This window comes from Pseudoxanthomonas sp. P4_B2 (assembly GCF_056402315.1).
The window spans coordinates 54,137-74,083 of record NZ_JBFUHQ010000004.1; the positions used below are offsets into that span (position 1 = coordinate 54,137).

The 19,947-nt window shown below is 62.7% G+C and carries 19 protein-coding genes; 8 read left to right on the forward strand and 11 right to left on the reverse strand.

Annotation, left to right across the window (positions count from 1 at the left end; translation table 11 throughout):
* Positions 1-113: 113 nt before the first annotated feature.
* The 3 genes from AC1DTQ_RS11450 to AC1DTQ_RS11460 all read right to left on the reverse strand — a co-directional run bounded on the left by AC1DTQ_RS11450 (position 114) and on the right by AC1DTQ_RS11460 (position 2,809).
* Positions 114-1,052: an electron transfer flavoprotein subunit alpha/FixB family protein gene (locus AC1DTQ_RS11450; protein ID WP_477849755.1), complete on the reverse strand. Its 939-nt coding sequence runs from the start codon at positions 1,050-1,052 to the stop codon at positions 114-116.
* Positions 1,052-1,798 carry an electron transfer flavoprotein subunit beta/FixA family protein gene (locus tag AC1DTQ_RS11455; RefSeq protein ID WP_477849756.1) on the reverse strand — a complete coding sequence of 249 codons (747 nt, stop codon included), beginning with the start codon at positions 1,796-1,798 and terminating at the stop codon, positions 1,052-1,054. The genes AC1DTQ_RS11450 and AC1DTQ_RS11455 overlap by 1 nt, the downstream gene beginning before the upstream one ends.
* A gap of 108 nt (positions 1,799-1,906) precedes the next feature.
* Positions 1,907-2,809: an ATP-grasp domain-containing protein gene (locus tag AC1DTQ_RS11460; RefSeq protein ID WP_477849758.1), complete on the reverse strand. Its 903-nt coding sequence runs from the start codon at positions 2,807-2,809 to the stop codon at positions 1,907-1,909.
* A 111-nt stretch (positions 2,810-2,920) separates the two neighbouring features.
* Between AC1DTQ_RS11460 and AC1DTQ_RS11465 the strand changes: the two genes are divergently transcribed.
* From AC1DTQ_RS11465 to AC1DTQ_RS11475, 3 genes are all read left to right on the forward strand, one after another.
* Positions 2,921-3,667, forward strand: coding sequence for a CoA transferase subunit A (locus tag AC1DTQ_RS11465; RefSeq protein ID WP_477849759.1), 747 nt, complete (start codon positions 2,921-2,923; stop codon positions 3,665-3,667).
* On the forward strand, positions 3,667-4,293 hold the full coding sequence (locus AC1DTQ_RS11470) for a CoA transferase subunit B (RefSeq protein WP_477849760.1): 627 nt from the start codon (positions 3,667-3,669) through the stop codon (positions 4,291-4,293). The genes AC1DTQ_RS11465 and AC1DTQ_RS11470 overlap by 1 nt, the downstream gene beginning before the upstream one ends.
* A 74-nt stretch (positions 4,294-4,367) precedes the next feature.
* Positions 4,368-7,697: an FG-GAP-like repeat-containing protein gene (locus AC1DTQ_RS11475; RefSeq protein ID WP_477849761.1), complete on the forward strand. Its 3,330-nt coding sequence runs from the start codon at positions 4,368-4,370 to the stop codon at positions 7,695-7,697.
* Between the two features lie 51 nt (positions 7,698-7,748).
* Here the strand turns inward: AC1DTQ_RS11475 and AC1DTQ_RS11480 are convergent, their stop codons facing one another.
* Positions 7,749-9,371, reverse strand: coding sequence for an electron transfer flavoprotein-ubiquinone oxidoreductase (locus AC1DTQ_RS11480; protein WP_477849762.1), 1,623 nt, complete (start codon positions 9,369-9,371; stop codon positions 7,749-7,751).
* A gap of 80 nt (positions 9,372-9,451) precedes the next feature.
* On the opposite strand from AC1DTQ_RS11480, the gene AC1DTQ_RS11485 reads away from it, so the two are divergent.
* A complete protein-coding gene (locus tag AC1DTQ_RS11485) occupies positions 9,452-10,063 on the forward strand; it encodes an alpha-ketoglutarate-dependent dioxygenase AlkB family protein (protein ID WP_477849763.1) in 612 nt (203 codons plus the stop codon).
* A 75-nt stretch (positions 10,064-10,138) separates the two neighbouring features.
* Here the strand turns inward: AC1DTQ_RS11485 and AC1DTQ_RS11490 are convergent, their stop codons facing one another.
* From AC1DTQ_RS11490 to AC1DTQ_RS11505, 4 genes are read right to left on the reverse strand one after another with little or no spacing between them, the layout of a single operon-like run.
* Positions 10,139-10,783 carry an ABC-type transport auxiliary lipoprotein family protein gene (locus AC1DTQ_RS11490; protein WP_477849764.1) on the reverse strand — a complete coding sequence of 215 codons (645 nt, stop codon included), beginning with the start codon at positions 10,781-10,783 and terminating at the stop codon, positions 10,139-10,141.
* Entirely contained in the window at positions 10,780-11,706 is a 927-nt protein-coding gene (locus tag AC1DTQ_RS11495; protein WP_477849765.1) for an MlaD family protein, read from the reverse strand. Before AC1DTQ_RS11495 ends, AC1DTQ_RS11490 begins: the two co-directional genes overlap by 4 nt.
* Before the next feature lie 3 nt (positions 11,707-11,709).
* Positions 11,710-12,552 (reverse strand): ABC transporter ATP-binding protein, encoded by an 843-nt coding sequence (locus AC1DTQ_RS11500; protein WP_477849766.1) that lies wholly within the window; start codon positions 12,550-12,552, stop codon positions 11,710-11,712.
* A 2-nt stretch (positions 12,553-12,554) separates the two neighbouring features.
* The gene (locus AC1DTQ_RS11505) at positions 12,555-13,670 is read right to left on the reverse strand and encodes an MlaE family lipid ABC transporter permease subunit (protein WP_477849768.1); all 1,116 of its coding nucleotides are present in this window, start codon (positions 13,668-13,670) and stop codon (positions 12,555-12,557) included.
* A gap of 141 nt (positions 13,671-13,811) precedes the next feature.
* Here AC1DTQ_RS11505 and AC1DTQ_RS11510 point away from each other — a divergent pair, with 141 nt between their 5' ends.
* The gene (locus tag AC1DTQ_RS11510) at positions 13,812-15,071 is read left to right on the forward strand and encodes a threonine/serine exporter family protein (RefSeq protein ID WP_477849769.1); all 1,260 of its coding nucleotides are present in this window, start codon (positions 13,812-13,814) and stop codon (positions 15,069-15,071) included.
* Positions 15,072-15,671: 600 nt separating this feature from the next.
* Here the strand turns inward: AC1DTQ_RS11510 and AC1DTQ_RS11515 are convergent.
* The 3 genes from AC1DTQ_RS11515 to AC1DTQ_RS11525 all read right to left on the reverse strand — a co-directional run bounded on the left by AC1DTQ_RS11515 (position 15,672) and on the right by AC1DTQ_RS11525 (position 18,149).
* Positions 15,672-17,390: a proline--tRNA ligase gene (locus AC1DTQ_RS11515; protein WP_477850067.1), complete on the reverse strand. Its 1,719-nt coding sequence runs from the start codon at positions 17,388-17,390 to the stop codon at positions 15,672-15,674.
* Between the two features lie 69 nt (positions 17,391-17,459).
* A complete protein-coding gene (locus AC1DTQ_RS11520; RefSeq protein WP_477849770.1) occupies positions 17,460-17,738 on the reverse strand; it encodes a DUF4124 domain-containing protein in 279 nt (92 codons plus the stop codon).
* Between the two features lie 3 nt (positions 17,739-17,741).
* Positions 17,742-18,149: a DUF4124 domain-containing protein gene (locus tag AC1DTQ_RS11525; RefSeq protein ID WP_477849771.1), complete on the reverse strand. Its 408-nt coding sequence runs from the start codon at positions 18,147-18,149 to the stop codon at positions 17,742-17,744.
* A gap of 92 nt (positions 18,150-18,241) precedes the next feature.
* Between AC1DTQ_RS11525 and pssA the strand changes: the two genes are divergently transcribed.
* Genes pssA through rimI form a run of 3 tightly spaced genes read left to right on the forward strand, consistent with a single transcriptional unit; the run spans position 18,242 to position 19,919 of the window.
* Positions 18,242-19,021 (forward strand): CDP-diacylglycerol--serine O-phosphatidyltransferase, encoded by a 780-nt coding sequence (pssA, locus tag AC1DTQ_RS11530; protein WP_477849772.1) that lies wholly within the window; start codon positions 18,242-18,244, stop codon positions 19,019-19,021.
* Complete coding sequence (locus AC1DTQ_RS11535; protein ID WP_477849773.1) at positions 19,018-19,416, forward strand: alanine acetyltransferase; 399 nt, start codon at positions 19,018-19,020, stop codon at positions 19,414-19,416. The genes pssA and AC1DTQ_RS11535 overlap by 4 nt, the downstream gene beginning before the upstream one ends.
* A 47-nt stretch (positions 19,417-19,463) precedes the next feature.
* Positions 19,464-19,919: a ribosomal protein S18-alanine N-acetyltransferase gene (gene rimI, locus AC1DTQ_RS11540; protein ID WP_477850068.1), complete on the forward strand. Its 456-nt coding sequence runs from the start codon at positions 19,464-19,466 to the stop codon at positions 19,917-19,919.
* Positions 19,920-19,947: the final 28 nt, after the last annotated feature.

Below are 19,947 nucleotides of genomic sequence, written 5' to 3' on the forward strand. Positions count from 1 at the left end.
AGGCGGTTCCTTGATCAATTTGACACTGGCGACAACGGGCGTTTCGGCGGGGAAACCGAATGCATGCACCGCGCAACCAGCCCATGCTGGGCAGAGCGAGCCAATCGCCGTGCCTACATTGCCGATTCCAGCTCGGGCAGCAGTTTGAACAAATCCCCCACTAGACCGATGTCGGCGATTTCAAATATCGGGGCTTCCGCATCCTTATTGATAGCCACGATGGTGCCCGCGTCCTTGATCCCGGTTAAGTGCTGGATCGCACCCGATATGCCGATGGCCACATACAGCTCCGGTGCGATGATTTTGCCGGTCTGTCCAACCTGCATTTCATTGGGGCAGTAACCCGCGTCGACGGCGGCGCGAGAGGCGCCCACGGCGGCACCCAGCTTGTCAGCGAATGCGTAGATGATCTTGAAGTTCTCTTCCGAACCCACGCCGCGCCCGCCTGAGACCACGCGCTTGGCGCTCTGCAGGTCGGGGCGGTCGGATTTGCCGGCGGCCAAGCCGACGAAGCGGGTGTGAGTGGGTAGGGTGGCTTCGACCGAAGCGGCTTCTATGGTCGCGTTGCCGCCCTTGGCCGCTTCGGGCCAGGAGGCGGCGCGTATGGTGGCGACCACCGGATGCTCGGTGGGGGCTTCGACGGTGATGATGGCGTTGCCAGCGTAGATCGGGCGTTTGAAGGTGTGGCTGCTTTCCACCGACATCACGTCCGAAACCTGGGCAGTGCCCAGCAGGGCAGCCACGCATGGCATCAAATCCTTGCCGAAGGTGGTGGAGGGGCCGAACACGTGCGTGTAGCCAGCCGCCAGCTTCGCTATCTGCGGTGCCAGCACTTGGGCCAGGGCATGCGCGTTGGCGGGGTTGGCCACGGTCAAGATCTTGGCGACGCCGGCGATCTGGGCGGCTTCGGCAGCGACCGCAGCCGGATCGGCCGCGAGCACCGCAATGTCGATGGAATCCGGCTTCAACGCCAGCGCGGCGCTGACGGTTTTGGCGGTGGCGGCGTTGAGCTTGCCGTCCAGGTGTTCTGCGATGACCAGTACCTTGCTCATTACAGCAACCCCTTCTGCTTGAGTGCGGCGATCAGTTCGGCCGCGTCCTTGACCATCACGCCCTTGCCGCGCTTGGCGGGGGCAGCGTAGTGGGTGGTCTTGAGAGTATCGCCGCTGTCCACGCCCAGATCGGCGAAAGGAATGCTTTCCAGCGGTTTGCTCTTGGCTTTCATGATGTCGGGCAATTTGATGAAGCGCGGCTCGTTGAGGCGCAGGTCGGTGGTCACCACCGCGGGCAGGTCCACTTCCAGGGTTTCCAAGCCGGCGTCCACCTCGCGGGTCACGGTGGCCTTGCCATCAGCTATCTCAAGCTTGCTGGCAAACGTGGCCTGCGGGCGGCCCCACAACGTGGCCAACATCTGGCCGGTCTGGCTGGAGTCGTCATCGATGGCCTGTTTGCCCAGGATCACCAAGTCGGGCTGCTCCTTTTCCACCAGTTTGAGCAGGGTGCGTGCGGCGGTCAGCGGCTGGATCGGGCCGTCGACGACCACGTGGATGGCGCGGTTGGCGCCCATGGCCAGACCGTTGCGCAGATGCGCCTGGGCGTCGGCCGGGGCGATAGAGGCCACGATGACTTCGGTGGCGATGCCCTTGTCGCGCAGGCGCAGGGCTTCTTCCAGAGCGATTTCGTCGAACGGGTTGGCCGAAAGCTTGACCCCTTCGGTGACCACGCCGGAACCGTCCGGCTTGACCTGGACGCGGACGTTGTAGTCCACCACGCGCTTGTAGGCGACGAGAATCTTCATCCTGCGGGAATTTCCTGGGCTGGAGGGGGGGCCGGCGTTGCGATGGCTGGCCGAGGGCAGTCCAGGGATTTTACCGGTCACGGGCAGGCCGTGCGAGCGCGTATGGATTCAAGCGCTCAAATGGCGGGCGAGGTTGGCCGCAAACCGCTCGACGCTGCCGGGTGCCTGGGCGAAGAACAGCGAAGGTTCGGTCAATTCCAGTTCCAGCAATCGCGGGTTGCCGGCGTCGTCCCGGATGAGATCGATGCGGGCATAAGGCAGCGGCTGGTCGAGCTTCAGCAGCTGTTGTACTGCCGACAAGACGTTTTCGGCCAGTTGGCGTTCGGCCGGCTCCGCTTCTCGCGGAGTTATGTCGCCGCTGGCATGGGGCGTTGCGGTGGCGGGCTCATCGGGACGCAACAACGCTCCCTTGCCGATCGCATGGCTGAACTGGCCGTCGAAATAGATCAGGGCGGCTTCGCCAGCGCTGTCGACCGAGCGTAGGTACGGCTGCAGCATCGTGCTGCGCCCTTGCTCCAACAGCCGGGCGATATGGTTGCCGGCGGCGAAATCCTGGGCGCGCGAATAACGCTGGGTATCGCGCGAACCCGCGCTGACGGCGGGCTTGACCACGAATTCCTCAGCGACTTCCCCTGCCAGGAAGGCCTGCAAAGCCTCGAGCGGCTCCGCCTCCGGTTCGACGAACACGGTGGGTACGACCGGCATTCCGGCGGCCTCCAACTCGGCAAGATAGTGTTTGTCCGTATTCCAGCGAACGACGGGAAGCGGATTCAACAGTCGTGTGGATTGCTGCACGCGATCACACCAACCTAGGAATTCCACCAGGCGTTCGGTGTAGTCCCAGGGAGAACGCAGCAGGACTGCATCGAAGCGGCGCCAACTGACGGTCGCGTCGTCCCAGGCGACGACACGTACGTGCAGACCGGCCCGTGTACAGGCTTCGAGCAACGGGGCAAGGTCGTCGTCATGCCCGGTGGCGGTGATGGCAGTGACAAGGGCAAGTGTCTTCATGGTTTCAGTTTAAGGGCGGTTGCGGCCGCCGGTGGGTATTGGCCGAAAGTACCTGTGTGCGTTGCGGGCAGCCGGTTAAAATGGCCGACAATTTCCCGAACGGATAAGGTCATGGTCGAAGCGGTCGCCTCCTCGCCTTCGCGCAGCGGAGCCAAGAGCAAGCTTTATCCCAGCGCCGACGCGGCCCTGAAGGGAGTCGTCGCCGACGACCAGGTCATGGCGGTGGGCGGATTCGGGCTTTGCGGCATTCCCGAGGCCTTGATCCTGGCCTTGCGCGACAGCGGAGTCAAAGGTCTGACCGCTATCTCCAATAACGCGGGTGTCGATGGCTTCGGGCTGGGCCAGCTGCTCTCCACGCGGCAGATACGCAAAATGATTTCTTCGTACGTCGGCGAGAACAAGGAATTCGAGCGTCAGTATCTTTCCGGCGAGCTGGAACTCGAATTCAATCCACAGGGCACCCTGGCCGAACGCCTGCGGGCGGGTGGGGCGGGTATTCCCGCGTTCTTCACCCGCACCGGCTACGGCACCATCGTGGCCGAGGGCAAGGAAACGCGCGAATTCGATGGCTTCCAATATGTGATGGAAACCGCGCTGAAAGCGGACGTGTCGCTGGTAAAGGCTTGGAAGGCCGATACCGCCGGCAACCTGGTCTACCGCAAGACCGCGCGGAACTTCAATCCGGCCGTGGCTACGGCAGGCAGGGTCTGCATCGCCGAAGCGGAAATCATTGTCGAAGTAGGCGAACTGGACCCCGACCAGATCCATACGCCCGGTATCTACGTGGACCGGCTGGTGCATAACCCCCACCCTGAAAAGCGCATAGAAAACCGTACCGTAACTGGAGGAGCCCGCTGATGGCCTGGACCCGCGACGAAATGGCGCAGCGAGCCGCACGGGAGCTGACCGATGGAGCCTACGTGAATCTGGGCATTGGGCTGCCGACTCTGGTGGCCAATTACATACCTGAGGGTATGGATGTCTGGCTTCAGTCCGAAAACGGCTTGCTAGGCATCGGCCCCTTCCCGACCGAAGACGAAATAGATGCCGACCTGATTAATGCCGGCAAGCAGACCGTCACCGCGCGTAAGGGCGCCAGCTATTTCGGTAGCCATGACTCCTTCGCCATGATCCGCGGCGGCCATATCGACCTAGCTGTGCTGGGTGCCATGCAGGTCACCGACAAGGGCGACCTGGCCAACTGGATGGTCCCTGGCAAGATGGTCAAAGGCATGGGGGGCGCCATGGATCTGGTGGCCGGGGTCAAGCGCATCGTTGTGCTGATGGAGCATGTGGCGAAGGATGGAAGCCACAAGATCCTTCCTGAATGCGATCTGCCATTGACCGGTTTGGGCGTGGTGAACCGGATCATCACCGATCTGGCGGTGTTCGATGTGACGCCTCAGGGGTTGGTCCTGATGGAATCTGCCGAGGGAGTGACGCGGGGCGATCTGGAGGCCAAAACCGGCGTCAGTTTCACCTGAAAGAACGAATAGACCCCGTCTTGGTAACCTGTATAAGGCCAAAATGCGCCGGGTAAGCGCGACCGGTCTCACTATTGTTAACTGGGGTCGCAGGTTATAGTTTGCCATCAGGGGCTATAAATTCAGTCGGGTCGAGGATTCTCATGAAGTTTCGCGTAGGCGCTTGCGCTCTGTTGGTATGTCTGGCCGGCTGCACCGCCGAAACTCCCGATACGAAGTTCGGCGATCAGAAAGGCGCGGCTTCTGCGAACGCGCGGATCGCCCAGCGGCTCCCATCGGTACAGGCAGGCCGCCAAGCCTCCCAGTCGGTCGCCAATGCCCCGGATCGCGGCGAACTGATCAGCTACAAGAACAAAGGCGCCGCAATCAAGCGCGAAGGCGCCTATACGTGGTACCCGATCGCTATCAGCGAGGCGCATGCGCTCAAGGGGGTCGTCGACGGGGTCATGTCCATCCCGTCCCCGGACGGGTCGCAGGTAAAGGTGCGTTACGAACGCCACGTCGAACATCCCGACGGTAACTGGACCTGGATCGGTCGCGTGATCGGCGGCGACCAGAAACAGGAAGCCATCCTGACCTTCGGCGAAAAGGCGGTCTATGGCTCGATTCCGCAGAAGACAGGCGCGCCTCTCAGTCTGCAGACCCGCGGCGGCCAACTGTACGCAGTGCAGACCGACCTTTCCAAGGTCAAGAATCCGAACAGCCGGACCGACATGATGGTGCCACCGGCGCTGGCGTTGCGTTCCGCGCTGCTGAAATCAACCCCGAAAGCACAGATGTCGCAGTCGGCGGCTGAAACCAAGGCTGCTACACCTGCCAGTACCGTCGATGTCGCTATTGGATATACCGCTGGCTTCGCGACCGCGCAGGGGAGTCAATCGGCGGCGGTGACGCGTCTGGTCTTCCTGGTCGATGTAGGTAATCAGGCGTACACGAATAGCCTGATCAATGGCGCGTTGCGCATAGTGAATGCCGTGCAGGTCGACTATGCGGATACGACCACCAACAAAGCTGCGCTCGGCGAGCTCACCGGTTACAACGGAACAACGACTGTGCAGGTCCCGGCGTCGTTGGCTCCGATCCGAACGGCTCGCGATCAATATGGCGCCGATTTGGCGGTCTTGGTCCGCAAGTTCCAGACCCCGGAAAACGATGGGTGCGGTATCGCTTGGTTGAACGGATCCGGTGGAAAACCGATCGATCCCGCTACGGACGATGATTTTGGCTTTGCCGTGATCAGTGACGGTAATGATAGCGATGGCACCAACAGTTATTTCTGCGCAGATGAAACGCTTGTTCACGAGCTTGGTCATTTAATGGGTTCGGCCCACGATCGCGATAATTCGAAAATCGACCCCACCAAACCGTCAGGCGGAACCAACCTGCTGTACGGACGTTACCCCTATTCCTTTGGGATGAAGACAACCGCGGCCAATGGCAACTTCTACACCATCATGTCGTACGGGGATAACAACCAGAATTTCTACCGTACCTTCTCCAATCCGCTGGTACTCAAGTGCGGTCCTCCGCCAGGCACGCTGGCTTGCGGCGTGACCGATCAGACCGACAACGCGCGCAGCCTGAATCAAACGATTCCAGTCGTCGCCACCTTCCGAGCTACCGTAGTGCCCATCGTGGGTCGCGCAGACAGCGATCTGGACGCCGACGGTAGGTCGGATATCGTCCTCACGCATGCAGGAACAGGGTCGATTTACTATTGGCTGATGAACGGTGCGGCACAGCGTTCGGGCCGCGCGAGCACCGTAACGTTGCCTGGATATACGGTTCGTAATACCGGTGATTTCAATGCCGATGGAAGAGCCGACCTGCTGTTCTCCAATGCGACAACGGTAAGAATGCTGTTGGGTCGGGCGGACGGGGACTTCACCAACTCGTTAGTGGCGGAGCTTCCCGCGGGCTGGTTGGTCGGAGGAGTAGGTGATGTCGATGGGGACGGCAAAGCCGACATCGTGCTTACTCATGCAGCGACTGGTTCGGTCTTCTACTGGCTGATGGATGGCGCCGCACAGCGCTCGGGTCGTGCGAGTACCGCAACCCTGCCTGGCTACATACTGCGTGGTGTAGGCGACTTCAATGCTGACAACCGCGCTGATCTGCTCTTTTCCAACTCGACCTCGGTGCGCATGCTAGTCGGTCGCGCTGACGGCGATTTCACCAACACCGCCGTGGCCGAACTACCGCCGGGCTGGGTGGTAGGGGCCATTGGCGATATCGATGCCGACGGCAAGTCGGATGTGGTCCTGACCCATGCGGGCACGGGTTCTGTCTACTACTGGTTGATGGACGGAGCGGGCCTGAGATCCGGACGGGCCAGCGCAGTAACGCTGCCTGGTTATTTGTTGCGCGGGACTGGTGATTACAACGGCGATGGTCGGGCGGATTTGCTGTTTTCCAATGCGACCACTGTGCGCTTGTTGCTTGGCCGGGAGGATGGCGATTTCACCAACTCGCTGGTCGCGGATTTGCCGCCCGGCTGGATTTTGGCCGACGTTACCAATAGGCGAAGCGGTGTTAAGGCCGACATCGATGCTGATGGCAAGTCCGACATCTTGTTGACCCATGCCAGTACCGGGTCTTCCTATTACTGGCTGATGGATGGAGCCGGTCAGCGTTCTGGTCGCGCCAGCACAGTAGTTCTTCCCGGATTCACGTTGCGTGGTGCCGGGGATTTCAATGCTGACGGGCGTGCGGACTTCGTCTACTCCAATGCAACCACCGTGCGCATGCTGTTGGGCCGTGCTGATGGCGACTTCACCAGCGCAGTAGTAGCCGAATTGCCTTCTGGCTGGACCGTCGGAGGTATTGGCGATATCGACGCAGATGGGAAGTCCGACATCGTCCTAAGCCATGCTGCAACCGGGTCGGTGTACTACTGGCTGATGGACGGAGCGGGCCAACGCTCCGGTCGAGCCAGCACGGTCGTGTTGCCGGGATACACCTTGCGTAGTGCGGGCGACTTCAATGCGGATGGGCGCGCCGACTTGGTCTACTCCAATGCGGCCACCGTACGCATGCTTGTCGGACGTACTGATGGCGATTTCACCAATGCGGTCGTCGCAGAATTGCCTCCGGGCTGGACGATAGGCGGAGTAGGCGATATCGATGCGGACCGGAAGTCGGACATTATCCTGACCCATGCGGCAACCGGTTCGGTGTACTACTGGCTGATGGACGGTGCGGGACAGCGTTCGGGCCGCGCCAGCACTGTGGTTTTGCCTGGTTACACGCTGCGTGGAGCGGGCGACTACAACGCCGATGGGCGCGCGGATATCGTTTATTCGAATGGCGTCTCGGTACGTATGCTGGTGGGACGCACCGATGGTGATTTCACCAATTCCCTCGTGGCGGATCTGCCGGCCGGTTGGGCAGTCGGAACCTTCTAAGCATGGAGCCGAAAGCTTCCGTTTTTACGGAAGCTTTCGGTCGGCGCAACACTAAAGGTTCTGGTAATTCGGACCCGACCCACCCTCTGGCGTCACCCAGGTGATGATCTCGTACGGATCCTTGATGTCGCAGGTCTTGCAGTGCACGCAGTTGGCGGCGTTGATCTGCAGGCGCTTGCCTGCAGCGTCGTCGACGATCTCGTACACGCTGGCGGGGCAGAAGCGGGTGCAGGGGTTGTCGTACTCTTCCGCGCAGCGGGTGATGCAGATGGAGGTGTCGACGACCTTGAGATGCACGGGCTGGTCTTCGTCGTGCTCGGTGGCGGCGTAGTAGACGCCTTGCAGGCGGTCGCGGGGGGCGAGGGTGCGTTGCACGTAGTCGCGTTTGGGTTCCTCATGCGCGCCGACCTTGTCCAGCGACGACCAGTCGGGCTTCACCTTCAGCGTCCAGGGCGATAGGCCGCGGGTGACGGTTTCCCATCCTGCGTTCAACAGGCCGAACCACAGGCCTTTCTTGAAGCCGGGCTTGATGTTGCGCACCTGCTTCAGTTCCTTCATCGCATCCGAAGCGCGCAGCTTGGCGTCGAAGCCCGCCGGATCCATCGATTGCGCCAGATGCTCGGCGGCGAGCATGCCGCTGCGGATCGCCTGGTGCGTGCCCTTGATCTTGGGCACGTTGAGCAGGCCGGCGGTGTCGCCGATCAGCAGCGCACCGGGCATTTCGACCTTGGGCAGCGATTGCCAGCCGCCGGTGACGATGGCGCGGGCGCCAGCGGAAAGAATGGTGCCGCCTTCCAGCAGCGGCGCGATCAGCGGATGGTTCTTCCATTGCTGGAAAGCTTCCCAGGGCTTGTATTCGGGATCCTTGTAATCCAGTCCGCTGACATAGCCCAAAGCTAGTTGGTTGTTTTCCAGGTGATATAGGAAGCTGCCGCCATAAGTCTGATTGTCGGCAGGCCAGCCCAGCGTGTGCACGACCTTGCCAGGCGAAACGCGACCTTCCGATACCTGCCAGAGCTCCTTGATGCCTATGGAATAACCCTGGGGGTCGCTGTCCTTGTCCAGTGCGAACTGCTTGACCAAGCGTTTGGTCAGATGGCCCCGCGCGCCTTCGGCCAGCACGGTCACCTTGGCACGGATGTCGATACCGGCGGTGTAGCCAGGCTTGTGCGAACCATCGCGGGCCACGCCCATGTCGCCTACGCGCACACCGACGACCTTTCCGCTCTCATCATGGAGGGTCTCGGAAGCGGCGAAACCGGGATAGATCTCCACACCCAGTGCCTCGGCCTGCGGCGCCAGCCAGGCGCACATCGCGCCGAGACTGACGATGAAATTGCCGTGGTTGTGCATGCCGGGCGGCACCAGTGGGGACTTGTAGCCACCGCTCTTGGTCAAGTACCAGAACTCGTCTTCCTTGACCGCCACGCAGATGGGTGGCGGCGCGTCGCGCCAGCCGGGTAGCAACGCATCCAGCGGGCCGGGTTCGATCACCGCGCCCGATAGGATATGCGCGCCGATAGTGCTGGATTTCTCGATCACGCAGACGCTGATGTCCGGATTGATCTGCTTGAGCCGGATCGCGAAGGACAGGCCCGCGGGGCCTGCGCCGACGGTGACGACGTCGTACTCCATCACATCCCGCTCTACGTCAGCGCGTTCTACATCGGTCATCGGGGTTTCCATGGCTGGCTTGCGGCTGCGCCTATTTTCGGTGTTTGCGGAAGAAGGGGCAAATCCGCCAGCATGGGCTCATGTCCGTACTGCATACCCTTGCAACGAATGGTAGCGATAACGCCCTGCCGGGCGCGGAACTCTGGTTCGCGCCGGACTGGCTGCAGGCCGAGCAGGCCGACGCGCTGTTTGCGGAGTTGCGGGATTCGATCGAATGGCAAACGCACCGTATCCGCCTGTTCGGCCGGGAAGTGGATTCCCCCAGGCTGAGCAGCTGGATAGGCGATGAAGACGCGTCCTACACGTACTCCGGTACGCGCTTCCAGCCGCATCCCTGGCCGCACGCGCTAGTAGACATCCGTCGCCGGCTTGCGCGCGAACTGGATTGCGAATTCAACAGCGTTTTGGCCAACCGCTATCGCAATGGACGCGACTACATGGGTTGGCATAGCGACAACGAATCCGCGCTGGGTCCGCAGCCGATCATCGCCTCGCTGAGCCTGGGGGCGACACGGCGCTTCGTATTGAAGGGTCGCCAGCAGAGCTCGCAGAAGCTCGAGTTGCCGTTGGCGCATGGCAGTCTGCTGGTGATGCGCGGGAATACGCAGGCGAACTACAAGCACTCGCTGCCGCGTACGGCCAGACCGGTGGGGGAGCGCATCAATCTGACCTTTCGCCAAATCCTGCCATGAGCCGATGAAGGGCGATCACCACGAACGGATTCGAGATATACGCTCTCCGCTATAGCCACAACATATGAACGAGCTTCAGCGCTTGCTCTTGGCGTCCGCCTCGCCCGTCGTCAATACCCAGCCGACGACTTCGCTTCCCAATTTCTCCAGCGCCGTGTCGAAAGCGGTCGCCACCTGTGGCACTTCGACCCCAGCCGACGGCTCCACTTGCAGGAACGTGCGCGAGGCGACGATGCGCTGTTCGCTGTTGTGCATAAGTTTGGCGGTGAGTTCGATGGTGGCAGAAGGGAGCGCGTTGCCCGCGTAGTCGGATTCGTAGCGGCGCAGGTCCATGATCAGCCTGTAGTCGGCGCGCATGCCGCTGCCGGCGCGAGCGACGGCCGGAATCTTGCCGGAGTCTTCCAGCGCGCGCAGCACGGTGGTTTCGATCAGATCGGTGGAAGGCTGCGACCAGGTCACGCCCCGGTAGACCTGCAACTCGCCGGGCACCGGACGCACCGCGATGCGCGGGCTGTCGACCACGCGGGCGGCGGTAGGCTTGGAGACAGCCAGCTGCCAGTTCACCGAAGGCCAGGAGGGATCAGGCGCGACGCTTACCTGCGGCGCGTAGATCGTCACCGGGTCGCGCTGTTTGCCGCCCAGCACCGAGCAGCCGGCCAATAGCGCCAACGACGCGGTGACAGGAAGAAGACGAAGAGAGGCGAGTCGCATCGATTTCATTTCGGTTCGAACTCCTTGGGTGCGTCGCGACCCAGCAGATAGCGCGCGGGATTGCCTTCAAGCCGGTCGCTGACCTGGCGCAGATCGCGGATCAGGCTGCGCAGTTCGGAAAGGGTGGGACCCAGTTGTCCCAACCCGTCGCTGGCGAAGCTGTTGATGGCCGCGCGATTCTCACCGAGGATCGCATCGGCGTTGCCTGCGGCCGAATCCAGCTGCGCCAATGTACTTTCGAGTTTCTCGAGGATCGGCGGAAGCTTTTTCACCAGGTTCTGATCCAGGCGCTGGATTGTGCCGTTGGTGGTGTCCAGGGTACGGTCCAAGTTGTTGGCCGCATCGCGTGCGCTGGCGATCAGCGCCTGCAGGCCTTCTTCGCGATTGGCCATATCGCCGCTGATGGTTTCCAGGTTCTGCAAGGTGCTGGCGATGCGCGCCACATTCTGGTCGCTCAGCACCTGGTCCAGGCGTTCGACGATGCGATTGGCGGTGTCGGTGATGTTCTGCAACGCCGAGGGCGCGGTCTGGATGACCGGCGCTTCGCGCGTGTCGACGGAGGTAAGCGCTGGGGCCTGCGGAGTGCCGCCGCTCAGTTGGATGATGGACGGACCGGTCAGACTGGTGATGGCCAATTTGGCGCGAGTGTCGGTCTTGACCGGGGTAGTGTTCTCGAGCCGGATCCTGGCAATCACCTGGCGCGGGTCGTTGGGCGCTAGCGACAGCTTGGTGATGGAGCCCACCGCGATGCCGTTGTATTGCACGGGGCTGCCCACCGACAAGCCGGTCACGGCTTCGCGGAACACCACTTGATATTCCTGCCAGCTGCGTTCGGAGGAGTACTTCGCCGCCCATAGTCCGAACAGCAGCAAAGCAGCCGCGATGATGATGGTGAAAGCGCCGATGAGGACGTAATTGGCTTTGGTTTCCATGGTTCAGGACGCCTCTTGCTTGGTTCGTTCTTGATAGGCATCGCGGCCATCGCGCGCGGCACGTGCGCGGGGGCCGTGGAAATATTCCTGCACCCACGGGTGGTCGAGTTTCTCCACTTCGGCGATCGGTGCATTGATCACCACTTTGCTGTCGGCCAGTACCGCAACCCGATCGCAGATAGCGTACAGGGTGTCCAGGTCGTGGGTGATAAGAAAGACGGTAAGGCCCAGCGCCTGCTGCAGAGTCCTGATCAGCCGGTCGAAGGCGGCCGCACCGATCGGGTCCAGCCCGGCGGTGGGTTCGTCCAGGAAAAGCAGTGGCGGATCCAGTGCAAGCGCCCGCGCCAGGCCGGCGCGCTTGCGCATGCCGCCGGAGAGTTGCGACGGCAGTTTGTTCAACGCATCGGCCGGCAGCCCGGCCAGCTTCACCTTCAGCAGCGCCAGTTCGTAGCGCCAGCTGTCTGGTAATTCACCGTGGTGCTCCTTCAGCGGCACCTGCACGTTTTCGCCCACGGTCAGTGAAGAGAACAGGGCACCGTCCTGGAACAGGACGCCGGTGTTGCGTTCTATGTGCTGGCGGTCCTTCAGCCTGCTCGATCGCGCATCGGTGCCCAGTACTTCGATCTCGCCGGCGTCGGGAATGCGCAGCCCCAGAATGGAACGCATCAGCACCGACTTGCCCGTGCCCGAACCGCCAACCACGCCCAGGATTTCGCCGGGACGCACATCCAGGTCCAGACCCTCGTGCACGGTTTGCTCGCCGAACTTGTTGCTCAGCCCACGCACGCGGATGACCGGAGTCGCATTGTCGCTTTCTTCGCGGCGATCGGCAGATGGAGAAGCCATGCTTACCAATCCATGCTCATGAACCACAGCGCCGCCAACGCATCGACGATGATCACCAGCGAAATGGCCTGCACTACGCTCGAAGTAGTGCGTTCGCCCACCGATTGCGCGGTGCCTTCTACCTGCAGCCCTTCCAGGCAGCCGATCAAGCCGATGATCAGGGCGAAGATCGGCGCCTTGGACATGCCGACCAGGAAGTGCCGCACTTCCAGGGTTTCGTGCATGCGTGCCAGGTACATCTGCGGGGGAATGCCCAGATCGAAGGCACCGACGGTGATGCCGCCGGCCAGGCCGGCCATCATCGAGATGAAGGTCAGCAGCGGCAGGGTGATCAGCAGGGCCAGCAGGCGCGGGATCACCAGCAGGTCGATGGGATCAAGGCCGAGCGTGCGGATCGCATCGATTTCCTCACGGCTCTGCATCGCGCCGATCTGCGCGGTAAAGGCACTGGCGGTGCGTCCGGCCAGCACGATGGCGGTGAGCAGCACGGCGAACTCGCGCAGGAAAGCGATGCTGACCAGCTCCACCACGTAAATCTCCGCGCCGAAGTCGCGCAGGATCGTCGAACCCAGAAAGGCGATGACCGCGCCGACCAGATAGGACAGCAGGATCACCAGCGGCACCGCATCCAAACCCACCTGTTCCATATGGAAGACGGTGGCGGTGACGCGCAGGCGCTTGGGTTCCTTCAAGGTGCGCAGCATCTTCACCAGATTCTCGCCGGTGAAACTGACCAGGGCCACGATTTCCTTGCCGTTGTCCTGCACCTGGTAGCCCAGGCGCGCCAGTGCGGCCACGAAACCGTAGTCGCGCTTCTTCTTCGGGCGATCGTCGGCCACGTCTTCGATGGTGGAAACCAGCGCCTGGTGTTCCTTGCGGAACTGCAGGTCGTCCAACGGAATATCGTTGCGCGCGGCGTGGCGCAGCAGTTGCAACACGCCGGCCGAGTCGATGCGCGAAATGCCGGTCGCATCGATGTTCTTGGCGCTGGCTGGCATTTCGCGCAGGCGATCGGCGACTTGCAGCGCGGTCGCGATCGTCCACTGTCCCACCAGCCGTACCCGTGAGGGATCGGCGTCGTCGGTTTCGAAACGGGGGCGGGCGTCGGTCTGGGTCATATCGCTCGTCGGGTGAGCATACAGTCTACCTATGCCCTGAGAGTGAGGAGTCGAATGCAAGCCGTGAGCCGGGATCGTGACACGGTCGCGGTTACCCGGGCATCATCCACGTGGCTCCGGTTCAGGCCCTAGACTAGCGGCATGTCGCAAACCACAACTAACACCGCTACAAGCACCGCAACTTATGCCCAGCGCATCGCTTTCGTGTGCGAAACGGCCGCCCGGTTGCATACCTATGGCACCACGGCGCAGCGGCTGGAGGGCGCGGTGGTGGCGCTATCGACCCGCCTGGGACTGGACTGCGAACCCTGGTCGAATCCGACCGGCCTGATCCTCAGTTTCAGCGATCCATCCCGACCGCTAGGGGCCAGTGATACGACCCGGGTGATCCGTCTGGCGCCCGGGGAAAACGATCTCTACAAGCTGGGCGAATCCGACCGCATCGCCGAGGCGGTGGCGGGAGGGGCGATGAGCATTGCGCAGGGCCATACCGCTTTGCGCGCGCTGGATCGCAAAGCCAATCTGCGCTGGCGCGCGACGCAACTCCTGGCGTTCGCGCTCGCCTCCGGCGCAGTAGCCGGCTTGTGGCGGTTGCCATGGCTGGATATCGCCACCGCCACCCTGATCGGGACTTTGATCGGCGTGCAATCGCAGCTCAACGAACGGCGCCCGCGGCTGAAGGAAGCCAGCGATGCGGTGTCGGCGCTGATGGCCGGCATGGTGGCGGTGCTGGTGTCGACCTTCATTCAGCCGCTGAACCTCAACAGCGTGATCATCGCCTCGCTGGTGGTGCTGCTGCCCGGCATGACCCTGACCAATGCGGTCAACGAATTGACCAGCCAGCATCTCGTCTCCGGCACCGCGCGTCTGGCCGGCGCGGTCGCCACCATTCTCAAGCTGACGGTGGGCACGCTGATCGCGTTGACGCTGGCGCAACTGCTGGGCATCTATCCCGAAGTGCGCGCGCTGCGTCCTCAACCGGAGTGGGTGGAATGGGTGTCGCTGGTACTGGTGGCCTACGCATTCGCCGTGCTATTCAAGGCGCACCGCCGCGACTATGGCTGGGTGATGGCGGCGGCGATCTGCGGTTATCTGATTTCCCGGTATGCGGGAGAGGCCTGGGGAACCCAGGTCGGGATATTCCTGTCGGCGCTGGTGCTGACGGCCGCCGGCAACGCGTTCGCGCGCTGGGCCAACAAGCCCGGGGCAATCATCCGGGTGCCCGGCATCATCATGCTGGTACCGGGCAGCAACAGCCTGCGCGGCGTCCTGAGTCTGGTGCAGCAGCAGGATTTGGCGGTCGGCAATTCGGCGTTGATGACGGTGATCAATATCGTGATGGCCTTGGTCGCGGGCCTGCTGTTCGGGAATCTGTTGTTGCCGGCGCGGAAGAATCTCTGAGGCAGTATTGTTGTTTGCGCTCAGAATCGCCATTCCATGACTCTTTGGGAATTCGCTGCAAATTTCCTGTTGCGTGAAAAATAAGTTCCCAGAATCGTCATCCCAGCGAACGCTGGGATCCATTTTGATCTTGCTTCTGCACTTGTCTCTGCTTGTGCCTCCTCTTTTGCTCGCAGCGCAGGTGAGGCGAGGAGGACTCTTGATCCTTGCCTTAGCTTCGAAGCAAAAGCGTTTCGCGCGTTGCGCGAGTCACTTTCTTTGCTTGTGCAAAGAAAGTAACCAAAGAAACACACCCTAACGTCGCGCCCGGCGATGAAGCCGCCGGGTTCGCAAGCCGGTCGGGAATTTCCGTAAGGCGCCTCCTGCGCCTCCGGAAACGGCGCACATCCCTGTGCGCCGCCCCTGCGGGGTTTATCTCGACCGGCTTGCCGCGACTCACGGGGACGAGAATCAAGTGCTAAAAGCCAAATGCCAAGACAAGTCAACGTGCGAAACGCTCGTGCTCTGTTCGGAAGGACCTCGCCAAGAGCGCCCCCATCCGCCTTCGGCACCTTCCCCCGCAGGCAGGGGAAGGGTTCAATCGGGGAGTCGGTGCTTGATTCAGCCGATCAACTTGGCCAGCAGTTCTTCGCGCCCAAGGTTCTCCGCTTCGCTGGCGCGCCGTGCGCGGTATTCGAAGGTGCCGGCGGCCAGGCCACGTTCGGAAATCACTACACGGTGTGGGATTCCGATCAGTTCGATGTCAGCGAACATCTGACCGGGGCGCAGGCCGCGATCGTCCATCACCGCATCGACGCCCGCTGCATGCAATTCATCGAACAGCTGCTGGGCTGCATCGCTAACCGCCGCATCGTTCTTCGGATTGATGGTGCAGATCGCCACCGTCCACGGCGCCATGGGTTCGGGCCAGATGATGCCGGCGGCATCGTGATTCTGTTCGATCGCCGCTGCCACTATCCGCGACACGCCGATGCCGTAGGTGCCCATGAGCATGGTGGCGGCCTTGCCAGATTCGTCCAGCACCGTGGCCTTCAGGGCTTCAGTGTACTTGCGGCCCAACTGGAACACATGGCCCACTTCGATGCCGCGCGCGATCTGCAGTTCGCCGCCATCGCGCGCACGGTCGCCATGCACCACATTGCGCAAATCGGCGACGGTGTCGGGTTCGGGCAGGTCGCGGCCCCAGTTGACGCCAGCGATGTGGAAGCCGGTTTCGTTGGCGCCGACCACCATGTCGGCCATCGCCTCCACTTCGCGGTCGGCGACGATGCGTATTGATTTGGCCGGCGTGATCGGACCAAGGAAGCCCGGTTCGCTGCCCAGGTGTTCGCGGATCTCCGCCTCCGTCGCCATGCGGTAGTCGGCAAGGCCCGCAACCTTCGCAAGTTTGATCTCGTTGACTACGTGATCGCCGCGAACCAGCGCCAGCGTGAACCGTTCCGTGGTTTTTCCTTCGATCAGATCCATGCTCATCACGGCCACCGACTTGACCGTGCGTTGCAGCGGGATGGCGAGCAATTCGGCGACTTCCTCGCAGGTCTTCTGCGTTGGGGTCTCCACCTTGCGCATCGCCTCGGCAGCGGCCGGACGCGGTGCGGGATCGGCGGCCTGCGCGGCCTCGACGTTGGCGGCGTAGTCCGAGCCGGTGGAGAAGGCGATGGCGTCCTCACCGGAATCGGCCAGCACATGGAATTCCTGCGAGGCATCGCCGCCGATGGCGCCGGAGTCGGCCTGCACCGCACGGAACTTCAGGCCCAGGCGGGTGAACACGCGGCTGTAGGCAGCGTGCATGTTGTTGTATTCGCGAACCAGGTCCGCTTCGGTCAGGTGGAACGAGTATCCGTCCTTCATCAGGAATTCGCGCGCGCGCATCACCCCGAAACGTGGGCGGATCTCGTCGCGGAACTTGGTCTGGATCTGGTAGAAATTCACCGGCAGCTGCTTGTAGCTAGCCAGTTCGTTGCGGGCGAAATCGGTAATAACCTCTTCGGCGGTCGGCGCGAAGCAGTATTCGGCGTCCTTGCGGTCGCGGATTTTCAGCAGCTGGCCGCCGAACTTTTCCCAGCGGCCGGTTTCCTCCCACAGTTCCCTCGGCTGCACCGTGGGCATCAACATCTCGATGGCGCCTGCGCGGTTCATTTCTTCCCGCACTACGTTCTCCACTTTGCGAAGCACCCGCAATCCCAGCGGCGACCAGGTATAGAGCCCTGAGGCCAGCTTGCGAATCATGCCGGCCCGCAGCATCAGCTGGTGACTGATGACTTCGGCGTCGGCGGGGGTTTCCTTGGTGGTGCGGAGATGGAATTGCGACAGGCGCATCGGCAGGCGTTTCATTACGAAGGGGAACCGGCATTTTGCCAGCTACGGCCCGACAGTGCGGCTTTTCAGCTATTCCCGCCTGCGGCCCTTCACTTCGATGCCGCGGTCGGGCTCGCGATCTATGCGCTCGTAGCGTCTATTTTTGGGGGGCTTGTCGGTGATCTGGAGCACGCCGGCGTCATCGCGCCAGCGATAAAGCGAGGGCCGCGCATCATGGGCTTGGGCCGCCGCTGCGCGTTGCGCGCGTTGTTCTCGGGCCTGGCTCTTGCCGGGCGCTTCGCGCGACAGCCACCAGGCCACGCCGATGCCCAGCACCAGGCCGGCGACGATGGCCCAGGCCAGGCGCATGGATCAGGCTGCGGGCTTGCAGTAGGCCTTGACCGCAGCGGTAGCGAGTTCGCGCTGGTTGGCGCGGTCGTCGTCGCCCAGGGTCTTGTCGGGCTTGCCGTCGCCGTCGGTGTCCTGCTGCACAGCGTTCTTGCCCGCCAACAGCTGCAGGTTCAGCTTGGCGGTGGCGCACTGCGGGTTTTCAACAGACTTGCCGGCCGCAGCAGCCTGTACGACCGGTTCCCCGCGGTTGTCGATGCGGCGGTCCTTGGCCTGCTGGTTCGGTGGGGGGCTGTCGGAATAGTGGCTGACGCCCTGTGCGTCCTTCCACTGGTAAACCTTCTGTGCGAAGGCGGGCACGCAGGCGCTGGCGATCAGCAGCAACGCAAGGGCTCGGATCATCAGGCGCGAGCGTTTGGGCAGGGCAGGCATGGCGGCCTCCGGGGGAGGATCAGGGGAAGGGTGCGATTGCAGCACTGCCGGGCCGGGCTGGCAAGCCGCCGGCTTGGGCTAAACTGCGACGCATGGACGAAAACAAGCAAGCACCGCGTTCGCGCACCATCTATCTGCTCCCTAACCTGTTCACCACGGCGGGCCTGTTCGCCGGGTTCTACGCCATCATCGCGGCGGCCAACGGCCAGTTCGTGCATGCGTCGGTGGCGGTGTTCATCGCGGCGGTGATGGATGGCATAGATGGACGGGTGGCGCGGTTGACCGGTACCAGCAGCGAATTCGGCGTGCAGTACGACTCGCTGGCCGATCTGGTCAGTTTCGGTATGGCGCCGGCGCTGGTGATGTACCACTGGTCGCTGTCGTCGCTGAAATTCGACGGCAGCGTGATGGGCCGATTGGGTTGGGCGGTCGCCTTCCTGTACGCGGCCTGCGCCGCGCTGCGGCTGGCGCGTTTCAACACGCAAGTCGGCACGGTGGACAAGCGTTGGTTCATCGGCCTTGCCAGTCCGGCGGCGGCAGGATTGATGATGTCCTTCGTCTGGGCGTTCGCCGACGGCGATCTGGGCTGGAGCGGCGAGCAACTGCGCTACGTGGCGCTTGGCGTGACGATTGTCTCCGCGCTGCTGATGGTCAGCCGCATCCGTTTCTGGAGTTTCAAGGGCACCGGGGAAGGCGGGGCGAAGGCCGACCGGATTCCTTTCTACGTACTGTTCCTGGTTCCCGTCGTGATCGCGGTGCTGGCGATGGATCTGCCGCGCGCGCTGCTGGCCATTGGCGTGATCTATGCGTTCTCGGGACCGGGGTTCTGGTTGTGGAGGCGGTGGCGCAAAGTGCCGGAGGCCACGCCATGAGCGAGTTGTGGTCATCGCAACAGCATGAATGGCTGACTGCGTTGGGCCACACCCTGTACGTGCAGGGTGCGGCGGAGGCGCCCCCGTCGGTCGTTGTAGAACCCGCCAAACCGCAGCACGAACCTGTCCAGGCGGCTGTCCCGGCGCGCCGCCGGCCCGAACCCGAAACGGCGCCTCCCGTGCGCGTCGCCGACTCGCCCCGACGCGCCGCTTCCCGCCTGCCGGACAAATTGCATTTCGCGCTAATCCGCGCTTCCGGTTGCAATCCGAACGCCGAGGACGCGGCCGCGATCATCGCCGGCTGGCCGCCTTCTTCCGAATTGCGCGGCAATGCCGCGGCCAAGCGCGCCTTGTGGCCGCAGTTGCGCGCCTTGCGCAGGCAGCGGTCGCCGTGAGCGCGGTCGCGGTCGACGCCGGCCCCGCCGATGCGAGCTTGCGCGCGATGCGCGAGTCCGACTTGGACGCCATTTTGGCGATCGAACAACGCGCGTACCCTTTCCCGTGGACACGCGGCATCTTCCGCGATTGCCTGGCCGCGGCTTACCCTGCTTGGGTTTTGCAGGAACACGGCCTGCCCATCGGCTACGCCGTGATCAGCGTGGCGGCGGATGAGGCGCACATCCTCAATATCTGCGTCGCGCCGGAGCGACAGGGCCGCGGCCACGGCCGCCAGCTATTGCGGTCACTGGTCAAACTGGCGATCGACCTGGGCGCTGCGCGCGTCTTCCTGGAAGTGCGCCCTTCCAATCCCAATGCGATCGCGCTGTATCACGACGAAGGTTTCAACGAAATCGGGCGGCGTCCGCGTTACTACCCCGCGCGTGATGGGCGGGAGGATGCGCTGGTAATGGCGATGGAATTGCTGGGCGAAGATACCGACAAGATGCCCGCGCTGTAGAGACCGTGGGAGCGGCGTCTCGCCGCGA